Below are 13,339 nucleotides of genomic sequence, written 5' to 3' on the forward strand. Positions count from 1 at the left end.
ATCTTAATGGCTAAAAATGATTTTTCAAAAGATACAAATCCACAAAGCAGCCACAATCGCCGGCAGCGTGAAGAATTTGAAAGCATTGATCAGGAGTCGAGAGAAGATGGCGACAAGATGCAGAAAAAGGGAGCTCACAGCAATACAGGAGTGGGCGATGAACAGAATCCGATCGGAGAATCGGAAGAAAAGTAGCTGATTCGTAAAGAACTGGCCTACAAAGAAATTTAAAGCAAGGGGCTGACTCGTAAGTCCCTGAAATAAAACCACTGGAGAAAAATCATTGATTTTTCTCCAGTGGTTTTTGTTTTGGATTTGATTTTTTGGATTTTATTTGAAAAGAAGAATTATTTTATTCCATTAATAGAGCTTACTGTCCAAGTTGGATGAAATACAATCCAAATACGAAAAATACTATCCAAACTCGTCACAATACTGTCCGCGAGCTAAAAAGCTTCAGAAATTGGGTAGTGACGGTCTTAGAAATACCTTGAGGGGACAGCTTTGGTGCTCAGTAATAGATCAAACGGCACAGACCGTTTTTCTTTGTATAAAGAAACCCATCTTTGGGCTACTTGTCTGCGAGAGCATAAAGCTATACAATTATGAAGGTAATTATTGAAAAATTAGTTTTTTTAAGACAATGGAGGGATAATATGATTTCTGCAACGTGGAACTGGATGTGGGAAAAACACGATCAGGCAAAAGAAACATTTCGATTCTTCACCAACCCTGGAGGTGGGGTGCCCGAGGACCGTGATCGAGCGGAAGATGCCGGATCTTATGATGAACGCAAAAAGAACCGCAGCTACAATACGCCTCAGTTAATCGGTCTATTTCTGGGGCCGTTGCTTTTCATCTTGACGCTGCTTTTCTTTAATCCTGATGGGCTGCCCCCAGAAGCGAAGGCCATACTGGCCAGTACAATCTGGATTGCGACCTGGTGGATTACGGAAGCCATTCCGATTCCCGCAACATCGCTCCTGCCGATTATTCTTTTTCCGATGACCGGTGGACTTGATGTCAACTCAACAACATCTGCATATGGCAATGATACAATCTTTCTTTTTATGGGCGGCTTTATGATTGCCCTTACAATGGAGAAGTGGGATTTACATAAGCGAATTGCCCTTACTATTATTTCTGTCATCGGTACCAATACCGAACGGATTATTCTTGGGTTTATGGTTGCCACCGGATTCTTGTCGATGTGGATCTCCAATACGGCCACAGCGATGATGATGGTGCCGATCGGACTGGCGATCATCTATCAGGTATCAGAGGCGCTGAAGGATGACTCTTCGATCGATACTACAAAAGAGAATTTTGGTTTTGGTAAAGCCTTGATGCTCGGGATTGCCTATTCCGCATCACTTGGCGGGATTGCAACATTAATCGGAACACCCCCTAACACCTTGCTGGCTGGTGCGGTCAATGAAATCTACGGCATTGAAATCACTTTTGCACAATGGATGCTGTTCGGTGTTCCATTGGCCTGGATTTTTATTTTAATCGCCTGGATTTATTTGGTAAAAGTCGCTTACCCACAGAAATTGAAGCATCTGCCTGGGGGGAGCGAAGTGATACGCCAGCAGAAAACGGATTTAGGCGCTGCTTCTTATGAAGAAAAAGCAGTCTTTGTTGTTTTCGTAGCAGTGGCACTTGCCTGGATCAGCCGCTCTTTTGTTTTGGATGCCTTTGCACCAAATCTGGAAATGTCGGATGCCATGGTGGGGTTGATTGCTGCCATGATTTTGTTCATCATCCCTTCGAAAAACAGAAAAGGCGACCATTTGCTGGACTGGGCAACAGCAGTCAAACTGCCTTGGGGCATTCTGCTGCTGTTTGGTGGTGGACTTGCCATCGCTGCTGGCTTCACAAACTCCGGTCTGTCTGAGTGGATCGGAAATCAATTGATCGGACTGCAGGGAATCAATGTCCTGATTATTGTTCTGGTAGTAGCTGCGCTGGTCTTGTTTCTAACGGAAATCACTTCCAATACAGCGACTGCTTCCATGATGTTCCCGATCATGGCATCTCTTGCGGTAGCGCTCAGCATCCATCCATATGCGCTGATGGTCACTGCAGCTGTGGCGGCATCGTGTGCATTTATGCTGCCGGTTGCTACACCGCCGAATGCGGTTGTCTTCGGATCCGGATATTTAAAGATTTCAGATATGGCTAAAGCCGGATTCGCCCTCAATATATTCGGCATTTTCTTTGTTTCATTTGCGGTGTTTTACTTCTTGCCGCTTGTCTGGGGACTCGATCTTATGTCGATCCCAGCAGAATTTCTCGAATAAAGTGAAGTAAATAACAAAAAGCAGGCTCACCTTATGGTTGAGCCTGCTCAGACTGTAGACAAAGCCTGACCAAAGTGTATAGCAGTGCATAATCTCCAAGCGGTCCGGCCACTTCGCTTTCCATGGGCTCAGCTTCAGCCTCCTCGTCACTGGAAAACCCATGCTCCTGCATCGCTACGCTAGCTTCGTCGCAAAGGCTTGGCCTCACAAGTTTCGGCCAATGCCTTTCCTGCGGGGTCTTCAGCTATCGTCGCTGCGCTGCTCCCACAGGAGTCTTCGTGGCCAGTACGCTTGGGAGCGTGTTGCTTCAATCAAAGAGAGAAGCTTACTAGTCAATATCAGGAAATGTAGTCTCTGCAAATCTGGTAAATCCTTCACTCAAGGATCCGTAGCGCAAGGCGGCGAAGGGCAAAGATATGCTCCTGCATCGCTGCGCTAGCCCGTGGAAAGCGTCCGCCTGAAGCGCAGGTTCCGGTATAAACAGGATGAAATGTATATTCATGCTTTAAATGACATCAATATTCTTTTATCTACAAGCTCAGCAGGCTCACCTTATGGTGGAGCCTGCTTTTTTTCTGTAGAGAGTGACAGCCATTATATAAAGAAGCGGCAAGATTGCGGTGAAAAGAACCAGGCCGGTCCAGCCGACAGAGGTCCACAGAGGACTCAACAGGGAACTTCCTGCTGCCACCCCAATGTAGTATGACACTAAATACAAACTGGAAGCACTGCCCTTATGATGGTCTGCCTGCTGGCCGACGGAAGCGGCAGTCAAGGAGTGGGAAGTGAAAAAGCCCAGGCAAGTCACACAAAGGCCGACGACGATCATCCAAAGATAGGGGCTGAGTGTCATGAACATACCGGCTGACAGGATAAAAACTCCCGCTAAACGGACATTGCGCAAGCCGAATTTCTCGGCAGCCCGTCCCGCGAGTGGAGAACCGATGACACCAATGCCATAGGCGAAGAATAAATACGAGATGGCTTGCAGTGACATGGAGTAAGGCGGGCTTTCCAAATAGAACGGCAAGTACGTCCAAATCCCGGTAAAGGAAACTTGTAAAATAGCGCCCAAACCGAAAACGACGAGAAGTGCCGGATTCTTCAAGTGGAACAGGAATCCTTCAATGTCTTTTGCAAAGCTCAGTTGGCTGGAGTTGAAATTCTGTGAAGGCGGCAGGAGGTAGACAACAGCTGCGAATAATAGAAGTCCTGTCACAGCAAATGCATAAAATGAGAACTGCCAGGAGAAATGGTCGGTCAGATAGCCGGTTAAAACACGCCCGAGCATGCCGCCCAGTGCGTTGCTTGATATGTAAAGAGCCGTTGCGTAGGCAATATTCTTTCTGTCGATTTCTTCGCTGATATAAGCAAGCGCAGCCGCAGGAACACCTGCCAGCGCAAATCCCTGGATAAAACGAAGAATCAGCAGTACGGTAAATGAATCCGTCATGGGAATGATGAAAAAAGGGATCGCTGATCCGAGTAGCGAATAGATGATATAAGATTTTCTGCCATTACGGTCAGAAAAGAACCCAAGAACGATCAATCCAAGAATCAAACCGACTATGGTCAATGACAAGGATAAACTGGCTGTAGAAACAGAGACTTGAAATTCGCTTACAAAAACAGGCAGCAAAGGCTGTACAGCATACATATTTGCAAAAATGAACAATGAGGCAAAAAGAAGACTGAGTATGATTTTCCAAAACTGTCGGTCTTTTACGGTATAACGCTGAGCATCCATAGGTCACTTCCAATCACTGATTGCTTTTTTGTCTCGGCAGCCTTAAGCCGGCAAACTGCAGATGAGCAAAAACTTCTATACTTCCATATATTTTAACATTAAAAACAATTAGTCCAAATGGCAAATTGGTCTAAAAAGCACTGCCTTTAAAGAGGTATAAAAAAGCCCGCATGCCCAAAGGCTGCGGGAAAACTTATATTTTGTTGAAGAATGAGACAATTTGTTTTTTTGTAGGTTCCTGCAAACGGTAACGCAGTTCCTTGTTTTGGGTATTGACGATATGATAGGCCGGATTCTCAGCGACAGTGAACTTCCAATGCGGTTTTGTATTTTTCTTTTTGATTTGAAGTTCTGGAAGCATCATTTTTTTCGTAAAGCTTTCAAGCTTCGCCATTAAAAAGGTGTCCATGTACCGTACGAGCAAAAAGCCTTGTTGGCGTTCAGGATCGAACTTTGCCAAATTGAATTCACTGACGTCAAAACCTTTTTCATATCGCTGAACAGATGGGGATAATACAAAACAATCTTCATTCATAAAGATAGTTGAGTTTCCTTGTTGTTTCAGCCCTAATTCTTCAACCAGAAAATCCTTGTTGACGAGACTCATTTCGCGTGCAGTAGCCATGTGATTCCTCCTAATATAACTCGTTGTTCTTCTATTATAACACTATTTAGCCATTTAAGGGGCTGTAACGTTTTTTCCCTGGATTTTAAGCCTTAACGGGTGTAAAGGCTTAGGGCTATTGATTTAAAGGAATAATGGCATATGCAAAATCCAGCAGGACAACCCGCCGGAAGAACAAGGGAAATGACTGATTTCACCTTTACAATAAAGGATATACTATCTGAATATTTTCAAAATACAGGGCGGAAGAAAAGAAGGTAGTAGAATTATCTGGTATATTTAAGATAGGAAACCTTTAACGGAAGGAGCGGTAGAGATGTGTGGAAGATACTCATTATTCACCGATTACACTGTATTGATTGAACGCTTCAATATTGAAGCAGCAGCGATTGATGAAGACGAATATTCGGCAAGCTATAATGTGGCGCCTTCCCAGGAAGTGGTCGCGATCGTAAATGACGGAGAGAAAAATCGGCTTGGCAAACTCAAGTGGGGGCTGATTCCTCCATGGGCAAAAGATGTGAAAATCGGTTATAAGATGATTAATGCACGGTCGGAAACTGCAGCGGAAAAACCCAGCTTCCGCAATGCCTTCAAAAAGAAGCGTTGTTTGGTGGTGGCGGATTCTTTCTACGAATGGCAGCGCAAAGATGGAGAAAAGATACCGATGCGCATTAAATTGAAAACGGGGGAGCCCTTTGCTTTTGCGGCTCTTTGGGAATCGTGGAAAGCGCCTGATGGCAAAACGGTCAATAGCTGTTCCATCTTGACGACAGGTCCGAATGCTTTGATGGAGTCGATCCATGACCGGATGCCTGTCATTCTATCAAAAGAGGACGAGAAGATTTGGCTGGATCCCGATGTCGACGATGTTGAAACATTGAAAGGACTGTTGAAGCCCTATAAGGCAGAAGACATGGAAGCCTATCGTGTTTCAGATGAAGTCAACTCTCCAAAGAACAATAAATCGGAATTGATTGAAAAAGTCGGCTGAACCAGCTGGACCCTTTACTGATTTTGCGATTATAGGGGGGAGTTAGATGAAGAGCGGGTTGATATTGGAAGGCGGCGGAATGCGGGGCGTTTATACAGGCGGTGTTCTGGAAAAGCTGTTGGAAGAAGAAATTTTTGTCGACTATATCATCGGTGTTTCGGCAGGAGCCTGCCATGCATCTTCTTACATTTCCAGACAAGCTGGACGCAATCGCGAAGTGACCATCGGGTATGTTAACCATCCGGAATACATCTCTGTGAAAAATCTACTGGTGAAGCGGGAGCTTTTCGGAATGGATTTGATTTTCAATGAAATCCCGAACAGCCTGGTTCCTTTCGATTATGAACGCTTTAATGACGCAACGGAAGAGTTCGTGGTCGGCACGACGGATTGTTTAACCGGCGAAGCAGTATACTTTGAAAAACAAAGTCGGCCGGAAGATGTGCTGGCCATTGTCAGAGCCTCCAGTACGCTGCCCTTAATGGCACAGCCGGTGGAATTTGCCGGTAAATTATTGATGGATGGCAGTATTGCAGACCCGCTTCCGATCCGTAAAGCGTTATCGGACGGGGTGACCAAACCGATCATCATTTTGACAAGAGAAAAAGGCTACCGGAAAAAACAAAGTCGGTTCGCTAAAATCATGCCGGCATTTGTTCGCCGGTATCCTGCTATCGCCAAGAAAATGGAAAGCCGGCATCGTAATTACAATGAAACAATGGAATTTATCGAGCAATTGGAACGTGAAGGGCTGGCCATGGTGATACGCCCGATGAACCTTTATAAAATAAGAGGTGTAGAAAGAGATCAGGAGCGGCTGGAAGCTTTGTACAACCAAGGCTATCAGGATGTCACCGACCGATTCCAGGAACTGCTGGAATTTCTTCAGAAATAAGTTTAGAAAATGAGAATCGCATCGTGGTAAAGTTAGGTTGGGGTGATGGTGATGGTGATAGTGATGATTCATATCGTAGATCATCAAAATGAACAGCTTGCAAAAGAAATACAGGGAATCCAGCAGGCTGCTTATCGAATAGAAGCAGAATTGATGGGTTTCTACGGTATTCCACAGCTTCATGAAACGATCGCTCAAATCCAAAACAGCGCCGAAACCTTTGTCGGATACAAGGAAGAGCAATTGCAGGGACTCCTATCGTATCAAGTAAAAGAAGGAGAAATCGATATACACCGGCTCGTCGTGCATCCTGATCATTTCCGTAAAGGTGTCGGCAGAAAGTTGGTGGCATACTTGCTGGGACATTTTAGAGGCTATAGATTCACGGTCAGCACCGGCACTGCAAATAAACCAGCCATTGCTCTATATAAAACATTCGGGTTCCAGGAGCAGCGCTTATTTGAAGTAGCTCCGGGCATTACATGTACCCAATTCAGCTTGAGCAATTAAAAAGGACCATGTCTTTACCCAAAAAAGTAACTAGAGATTCAGATTTCAAAATAAAAGCTTGAGGTGTATTCATGAGATTAGATCACATCGATCGAAAGATATTGGAGTTATTGACTGTAAACGGACGGATTTCATATGTGGATATTGGAAAAGAACTGAATTTGTCGCGGGTAGCGATCCGTGAAAGAGTCCACCAATTAACGGAAGCCGGTGTCATTGAAAGTTTTACAGTCGTCATCAACAGTGAAAAAGTCGGTAAAAAAGTATCCGGATTTTTTGAAGTGGATTGTGAACCGGCTTCGTTGGTCGAGGTGGCTCAAACTTTGGCGGATAACCCCAGTGTGGCCAGCTGTTACCAAATGACAGGTCCATCCACTCTTCACATGCATGTGCTGGTCGATGATTTTATCGATCTGGAAAAATTCATCAACGAAGAACTCTATGCCCTCGAAGGCATTACAAGAGTAGAAAGCCATATTCTTCTCCGGCGCTTCAAGAGCCGTACCGGGATGAAACTATAAAGGTCTGCAGCTTATGGAGCTGCAGGCTTTTTAATTTGTGTAAGGGAACTTCTTGAAAGCATCTAATCGATAATTTCTTTTCAGTAGTAAAACATATACAAAAAGTTAGACAAAGAAGAAAATGAAGAACTTTAAGTAAGGTAAATAATGAAAAATTCGTATTGTTGAAAAAATAGTGTAGATTTTTATTTCCTTGTGCTCTATAATCGAAATTATCAATTTATTTACTTTTAGTAAGTAAAATTGAATAAATGCTTAACAAATGATTTGGAGGTGTGAAATTGATTTCTTTAATAACGCGTCGAGCTCTACAATTGCTGTTCTTATTGTTCGGTATTTCATTCCTCGTATTTTCTTCGATGTACATCGCTCCAGGAGATCCAGCTGCTGTGATTGGAGGACCGACAGCTACAGAATCAGATATTACAGCAATTCGGGACAATTTAGGTTTGAATGATCCCTTTCTCACCCAGTACGTACGATATGTAGGAAATGCGGTTCAAGGAGATTTCGGTTACTCCTATCAAACCTCTCAGCCGGTTGCAGATGCTATCATGGTGCGGTTTCCAAATACCTTGAAATTGGCGATTGCCAGCATGATTGTGGCAGTAATCATCGGAGTTATAACTGGACTGGTTTCTGCATTGAAACAGAACTCCTTATTGGATATCTCAGCAACCACATTTGCGCTCGCGGGTATTTCGATTCCGAATTTTTGGCTTGGTGCTTTACTGATTTTAATATTTTCCGTAAATCTTCAATGGCTTCCTGTAGGTGGAATGTCGAATCCGTTTTATACAATTGACGGTATTAAAGAATTGGTTTTACCGGCAATCACTCTTGGAACAGGCTCTGCTGCTATGATTGCCCGGATGACCAGATCTTCTATGCTTGAAGTGATTCGTGCCGACTATGTTCGGACGGCTCGGGCGAAAGGTGTGAGAGAGCGCAATGTGATTTGGATTCACACCTTAAAAAATGCGATGATCCCAATCATTACGGTTATTGGGTTGAATTTTGGCTTCCTTTTGGGCGGCACAATCATCACTGAAAAAGTATTTGCCATCAATGGTGTCGGGCGTTTGATGATCGATGCTATTGCAGCACGTGATTTCCCGATGGTACAGGGTTCTGTTTTACTGGTGGCAACCTTGTTCGTAATCGTTAATTTAATCGTGGATATCGTTTACACGTATATTGATCCACGTATCAAATATGAATAGAGAGGTGGGGAAGCCATGACAACAGCCGACACTATGGAGCTGAAACCTAAAAAAAGAGAGAAATATTATATTACGACGATTAGGCGTTTACTTAAAAATAAGTTAGCGGTCATTGGGCTCGTTATCGTTGTTCTTCAGGTTCTAATAGCGGTTTTCGCCCCATTCATTACAACTCATAATCCCGTCACACAAAATCTAGCGAATAGGGAAATGCCGGTTTTCAGCGAGGGACACTGGTTGGGAACGGACAATTACGGACGTGATGTCTGGAGCCGCATTGTTTATGGAGCACGAATTTCCCTTGTGGTAGGAAGTGTGGCTGTAGTTTTAGGTCTTGTCGGAGGCATAATACTCGGCATGTTGGCCGGCTATTATCGGAAAATGGATGCTATCATCATGCGTTTTGTAGATCTGCTTTTTTCATTTCCGGGAATTTTATTGGCTATGTTGATTATTGCGATTCTCGGTACAAGCTTGGTGAACGTAGCGATCGCCATCAGTATCTGGTCGATTCCGACCTGTGCCCGCATTGTCCGGGGATCGGTATTATCTATAAAAGAAAAAGAATATATCATGGCAATGCGTTCGATGGGTGCATCCGATCTTCGTATTATGGTCCGCCATATTTTGCCGAATGCGTCAGCGCCCATCATCGTTTTCGCTACCATGCGGATGGCAACAGCAATCCTCTCAACTGCTGCGCTGAGTTATCTCGGACTAGGGGCGCAGCCGCCAACACCTGAATGGGGAGCGATGATTTCCCAGGGACAGGATTTCATGTGGTCTTCGCCACATTTGACGATCGTGCCGGGAATCGCAATTATGCTGACTGTTTTTGCTTTTAATGTATTAGGCGATGGCCTTCGGGATGCGCTTGATCCAAACATGGATTTACAACAATAAAACATATTGGGGGACTTTATTGATGAAAAAACAATGGCTGCTTTTATTGACATTAATCGGAATACTGATTTTAAGTGCATGTTCGGAAAGTACAATTCCGGAAGACGCAACCGGCGGAGAAGGAACGGCTTCTTCAGAAAATGTAGAGCAGGAAGTGATTTATGCTTCTACTACAGATGCAGTAGGACTTTCGCCGACTTTAACGAATGACTCGGTATCTTCAAGTGTTATGTCGCAGATTTATGAAAATTTGTTTGAGCGTAATCCTGAAACGATGGAACTTGAACCGAAATTAGCTGAGTCCTATGAAAATATAGACGAGCTGACGTGGGTCATCAAGCTGAAAGAAGGAATTGAATTTCAGGATGGCACACCATTCAATGCGGAAGCAGTGAAGTACACGTTTGAAAAATTAATTGATCCAGCTACTGCCGCTCCGCGTGCTTCTTTATTGGAGCCGGTTGATACCGTTACAGCAGTTGACGAAACGACTGTAGAGATTAAAACGAAATATCCGTACGGACCTTTATTGGCAGCTTTGTCCCACTCAAATGCTGCGATTATTTCACCAACAGCTGACGAAGCTCAGGACTTGATGCAAGAGCCTGTAGGCACAGGTCCTTTCAAATTTACAAGCTGGAATCAAGGAGATCAAATTGTTCTGGAAAAAAATGAAGATTACTGGAACGGCGCTCCTGATCTGGACAGAGTGACTTACAAAGTCGTACCTGAAGTTTCAACAGCAATTTCTATGCTGCAAACCGGTGAAGTCAACTTCATCGACGCTTTACCATCAGAACAGCTATCACGTGTTGAATCACTGGAGAATATCGAAGTGACGAAAAAAGAAGGCACACCGGTTTATTATCTGACATTCAATCATTCAACGGAACGCAATCAGAATCCGGACTTCCGGAAAGCGGTAGCAAGCGCAATCGACCGTGATGCTTTCGTGGAGAACTTAAATGGTTTGGGTGTCAGAAGCGACAGCATTCTTGGGCCTCAAGTTTTTGGGTATGACGAATCAGCAGACGATGCTGGAACTGACTATGATCCGGAAGCGGCAAAACAATTAGTGGAAGAAAACGGATTCGGCGATGAGCCGATTAAATTGCTGGCTGCCAACCGAGACAACTTTATCCTCATGGCAGAGATTGTCCAATCACAATTGACAGAAGCAGGGTTCAACGTAGAGATTGAAACAATGGAATGGGCGACGTTCCTTGATACTGCACGTGCTGGAGAGTATGATCTGACATTCCTGAGTTGGTCCAATGTAACAAGTGACGGTTCTGAAATGCTGTATCCAAACTTCCACTCAGATAATGTTGGGGCTTCTAACCGAGCACAGTATAGCAATCCTGAATTTGATGAGCTTGTCGAAGCATCACGCACAACAGTAGATCAGGAAGAGCGCAAAAACCATCTGGCAGAAGCGAACCAATTGATGTTAGATGAAGATGTAGCCATTGTCATGTACCACGGTGTAGTGACTGCTGCTACAGATCAATCAATCCAAGGGCTTCAACTGGATCCGAATGGACAATGGTTCTTACAAAATGTAACAAGAGAGTAGGGAAAGTATGGCAGAGACATTACTTGAAGTGAAAAATTTAGTGACGTCTTTTCGTACAGCGGAAGGTTCATTACAAGCGGTCAGAGATGTCTCTTTTCATGTAAATAAAGGCGAAACCTTATGTATCGTCGGAGAGTCCGGATGCGGAAAAAGCATTACGTCTTTATCTGTGATGCGGTTGCTGCCTTCGAACGGGACCATTGAAAGTGGAGAAATCTTCTTAAGTGGGGAGTCTCTCCAAACGTTTTCAAATGAGCAGATGCGTCAGCTTCGGGGAAATAAAATGTCAATGATTTTTCAAGAGCCGATGACTGCGTTGAATCCAGTGCTGACCATCGGATATCAATTGCGGGAGCCGCTGTTTCTGCATCATAAATTGTCAAAAGCAGAGGCCAATAAACAAAGTATCGAATTGCTTAGGCAAGTAGGTCTACCAAATGCAGAGAAACGATTGAATCAGTATCCGCATGAACTCAGTGGGGGAATGAGGCAGCGTGTCATGATAGCCATGGCACTTGCCTGCCACCCGAGCCTATTGATAGCGGATGAGCCGACCACCGCTTTAGACGTAACAATTCAAGCACAAATTTTAGATCTGATCAAAGATTTGAAGGATAAATTGGATATGGGCGTCTTGATGATTACACATGACATGGGGGTTGTGGCAGAAGTTGCCGATCGTGTCATGGTCATGTATGCCGGAAAAAAGATAGAAGAAGGGCCAGTACAGGAGATTTTTGAAAATCCTCAGCATCCCTATACAATAGGATTATTAAATTCAGTACCGAATGTAGATGATCCAGAATTTGAATTAGAGCCGATTCCGGGAAATATGCCAGGATTGAATGAAAAAATAACTGGCTGCCGGTTCCACCCCCGATGCAAGTTTGCGATGGATAAATGTAAAACAGACGTACCTCCGGAATTTAATGTAGGAAGAGGGCATTATGCGAGTTGCTGGCTAGCAGACAAGGAGGTGAAACCGCTTGACGACAATCAAAGAAAAGTCACCCTTAAAGTCTGATATCTTATTGGAATTGGATAATGTCAAAAAATATTTCCCGATTAAAGCTGGAGTTTTAAAACGGGTGAAAGGTAATGTAAAAGCAGTGGAATCCGTTTCCCTGAAGCTCTACAAAGGCGAAAGTCTTGGAATAGTCGGAGAATCAGGATGCGGCAAGTCGACTTTGGGCAGAACCATTTTAGGATTGGAAGAGCTGACGGATGGAAAAATTTATTTCAATGAGCAGGAGATTCAAGATTTAAAGAGAAAAGAGAAGAAGAAGTTCGTAAAAGAAATGCAGATGATTTTTCAGGATCCTTATGCTTCATTGAATCCGCGTCAACGTATTGGGCATGCATTGGATGAAGTCTTTAAGATGCATACGGACATGCCGTTACAAGAAAGAAGAAACGCAGTAGAGGACCTGTTGAAAGAAGTCGGTCTAAAACCCGAACATTATGACCGTTACCCTCACGAATTCAGCGGTGGACAGCGTCAGCGGATCGGAATTGCCCGTGCAATAGCCTTGAATCCTCAATTCATTATTTGTGATGAAGCAGTTTCAGCATTGGATGTCTCTGTACAGGCGCAAATATTAAAATTGTTAAAAACGCTCCAGGAAAAATACAATCTCTCCTATTTGTTCATTTCACATGACTTGGGAGTGGTTCGCTATTTCTGCGACCGTGTACTGGTTATGTATTTAGGGCATACAGTAGAGATGAGTGATGTTTCCAATATTTTTAAGAATCCACTTCATCCATATACACAGGCATTATTATCCGCCATTCCAAGACCAACAGTGAATGCCAAGGTAGAGCGGGTCCGCTTGGTCGGGGATATGCCTAATCCGGCAAATCCCCCTTCAGGCTGCCCTTTCCACACTCGTTGTCCCATCGCACAAGAAGTTTGCAAAGTGGACAAACCTGCATTTATCGAACATGAAAAAAATCATTTTGCAGCTTGCCACTTTGCCGGATAACCAATAAGCCGAATGCGGGAAGTGTTTCCGCATTCGGCTTTTATACTGACAGGAGGA

The 13,339-nt window shown here is 44.1% G+C and carries 13 protein-coding genes; 11 read left to right on the forward strand and 2 right to left on the reverse strand.

Annotated elements, in window-relative coordinates:
• Positions 1-6: 6 nt before the first annotated feature.
• On the forward strand, positions 7-195 hold the full coding sequence (locus tag Q0785_RS00935; protein WP_298823905.1) for a hypothetical protein: 189 nt from the start codon (positions 7-9) through the stop codon (positions 193-195).
• A 461-nt stretch (positions 196-656) separates the two neighbouring features.
• On the forward strand, positions 657-2,303 hold the full coding sequence (locus Q0785_RS00940) for a DASS family sodium-coupled anion symporter (protein ID WP_298823908.1): 1,647 nt from the start codon (positions 657-659) through the stop codon (positions 2,301-2,303).
• Positions 2,304-2,850: 547 nt separating this feature from the next.
• On the opposite strand, the gene Q0785_RS00945 is transcribed toward Q0785_RS00940, so the two are convergent.
• Positions 2,851-4,050, reverse strand: coding sequence for an MFS transporter (locus tag Q0785_RS00945; RefSeq protein ID WP_298823911.1), 1,200 nt, complete (start codon positions 4,048-4,050; stop codon positions 2,851-2,853).
• Between the two features lie 193 nt (positions 4,051-4,243).
• Entirely contained in the window at positions 4,244-4,675 is a 432-nt protein-coding gene (locus Q0785_RS00950; protein WP_223639653.1) for a hypothetical protein, read from the reverse strand.
• A 316-nt stretch (positions 4,676-4,991) separates the two neighbouring features.
• On the opposite strand from Q0785_RS00950, the gene Q0785_RS00955 reads away from it, so the two are divergent.
• The 9 genes from Q0785_RS00955 (at position 4,992) to Q0785_RS00995 (ending at position 13,282) form a co-directional block, all read left to right on the forward strand.
• On the forward strand, positions 4,992-5,669 hold the full coding sequence (locus Q0785_RS00955; protein WP_298823916.1) for an SOS response-associated peptidase: 678 nt from the start codon (positions 4,992-4,994) through the stop codon (positions 5,667-5,669).
• A 46-nt stretch (positions 5,670-5,715) separates the two neighbouring features.
• Entirely contained in the window at positions 5,716-6,564 is an 849-nt protein-coding gene (locus Q0785_RS00960) for a patatin family protein (protein ID WP_298823919.1), read from the forward strand.
• A 51-nt stretch (positions 6,565-6,615) separates the two neighbouring features.
• The gene (locus Q0785_RS00965) at positions 6,616-7,074 is read left to right on the forward strand and encodes a GNAT family N-acetyltransferase (RefSeq protein ID WP_298823923.1); all 459 of its coding nucleotides are present in this window, start codon (positions 6,616-6,618) and stop codon (positions 7,072-7,074) included.
• A 71-nt stretch (positions 7,075-7,145) separates the two neighbouring features.
• Positions 7,146-7,595 (forward strand): Lrp/AsnC family transcriptional regulator, encoded by a 450-nt coding sequence (locus tag Q0785_RS00970; RefSeq protein ID WP_298823925.1) that lies wholly within the window; start codon positions 7,146-7,148, stop codon positions 7,593-7,595.
• A gap of 281 nt (positions 7,596-7,876) precedes the next feature.
• Complete coding sequence (nikB, locus tag Q0785_RS00975) at positions 7,877-8,818, forward strand: nickel ABC transporter permease (protein ID WP_298823927.1); 942 nt, start codon at positions 7,877-7,879, stop codon at positions 8,816-8,818.
• Positions 8,819-8,833: 15 nt separating this feature from the next.
• The gene (locus tag Q0785_RS00980; protein WP_298823930.1) at positions 8,834-9,721 is read left to right on the forward strand and encodes an ABC transporter permease; all 888 of its coding nucleotides are present in this window, start codon (positions 8,834-8,836) and stop codon (positions 9,719-9,721) included.
• 22 nt (positions 9,722-9,743) lie between these two features.
• Positions 9,744-11,297, forward strand: coding sequence for an ABC transporter substrate-binding protein (locus tag Q0785_RS00985; protein ID WP_298823933.1), 1,554 nt, complete (start codon positions 9,744-9,746; stop codon positions 11,295-11,297).
• 7 nt (positions 11,298-11,304) lie between these two features.
• Positions 11,305-12,321, forward strand: coding sequence for an ABC transporter ATP-binding protein (locus tag Q0785_RS00990; protein ID WP_298823935.1), 1,017 nt, complete (start codon positions 11,305-11,307; stop codon positions 12,319-12,321).
• On the forward strand, positions 12,284-13,282 hold the full coding sequence (locus tag Q0785_RS00995) for a dipeptide ABC transporter ATP-binding protein (protein ID WP_298823937.1): 999 nt from the start codon (positions 12,284-12,286) through the stop codon (positions 13,280-13,282). Before Q0785_RS00990 ends, Q0785_RS00995 begins: the two co-directional genes overlap by 38 nt.
• Positions 13,283-13,339 lie beyond the last annotated feature (57 nt).

The sequence above is a fragment of the uncultured Planococcus sp. genome (assembly GCF_947501725.1).
In the GTDB taxonomy this organism is placed as follows: domain Bacteria; phylum Bacillota; class Bacilli; order Bacillales_A; family Planococcaceae; genus Planococcus; species Planococcus donghaensis_C.

Bases quoted from the DNA above. Each gene is read 5' to 3' on its own strand.
- Q0785_RS00935 (WP_298823905.1), top strand. From the start codon at position 7: ATGGCTAAAAATGATTTTTCAAAAGATACAAATCCACAAAGCAGCCAC.
- Q0785_RS00940 (WP_298823908.1), top strand. From the start codon at position 657: ATGATTTCTGCAACGTGGAACTGGATGTGGGAAAAACACGATCAGGCA.
- Q0785_RS00945 (WP_298823911.1), bottom strand. From the start codon at position 4,050: ATGGATGCTCAGCGTTATACCGTAAAAGACCGACAGTTTTGGAAAATC.
- Q0785_RS00950 (WP_223639653.1), bottom strand. From the start codon at position 4,675: ATGGCTACTGCACGCGAAATGAGTCTCGTCAACAAGGATTTTCTGGTT.
- Q0785_RS00955 (WP_298823916.1), top strand. From the start codon at position 4,992: ATGTGTGGAAGATACTCATTATTCACCGATTACACTGTATTGATTGAA.
- Q0785_RS00960 (WP_298823919.1), top strand. From the start codon at position 5,716: ATGAAGAGCGGGTTGATATTGGAAGGCGGCGGAATGCGGGGCGTTTAT.
- Q0785_RS00965 (WP_298823923.1), top strand. From the start codon at position 6,616: ATGGTGATAGTGATGATTCATATCGTAGATCATCAAAATGAACAGCTT.
- Q0785_RS00970 (WP_298823925.1), top strand. From the start codon at position 7,146: ATGAGATTAGATCACATCGATCGAAAGATATTGGAGTTATTGACTGTA.
- Q0785_RS00980 (WP_298823930.1), top strand. From the start codon at position 8,834: ATGACAACAGCCGACACTATGGAGCTGAAACCTAAAAAAAGAGAGAAA.
- Q0785_RS00985 (WP_298823933.1), top strand. From the start codon at position 9,744: ATGAAAAAACAATGGCTGCTTTTATTGACATTAATCGGAATACTGATT.
- Q0785_RS00990 (WP_298823935.1), top strand. From the start codon at position 11,305: ATGGCAGAGACATTACTTGAAGTGAAAAATTTAGTGACGTCTTTTCGT.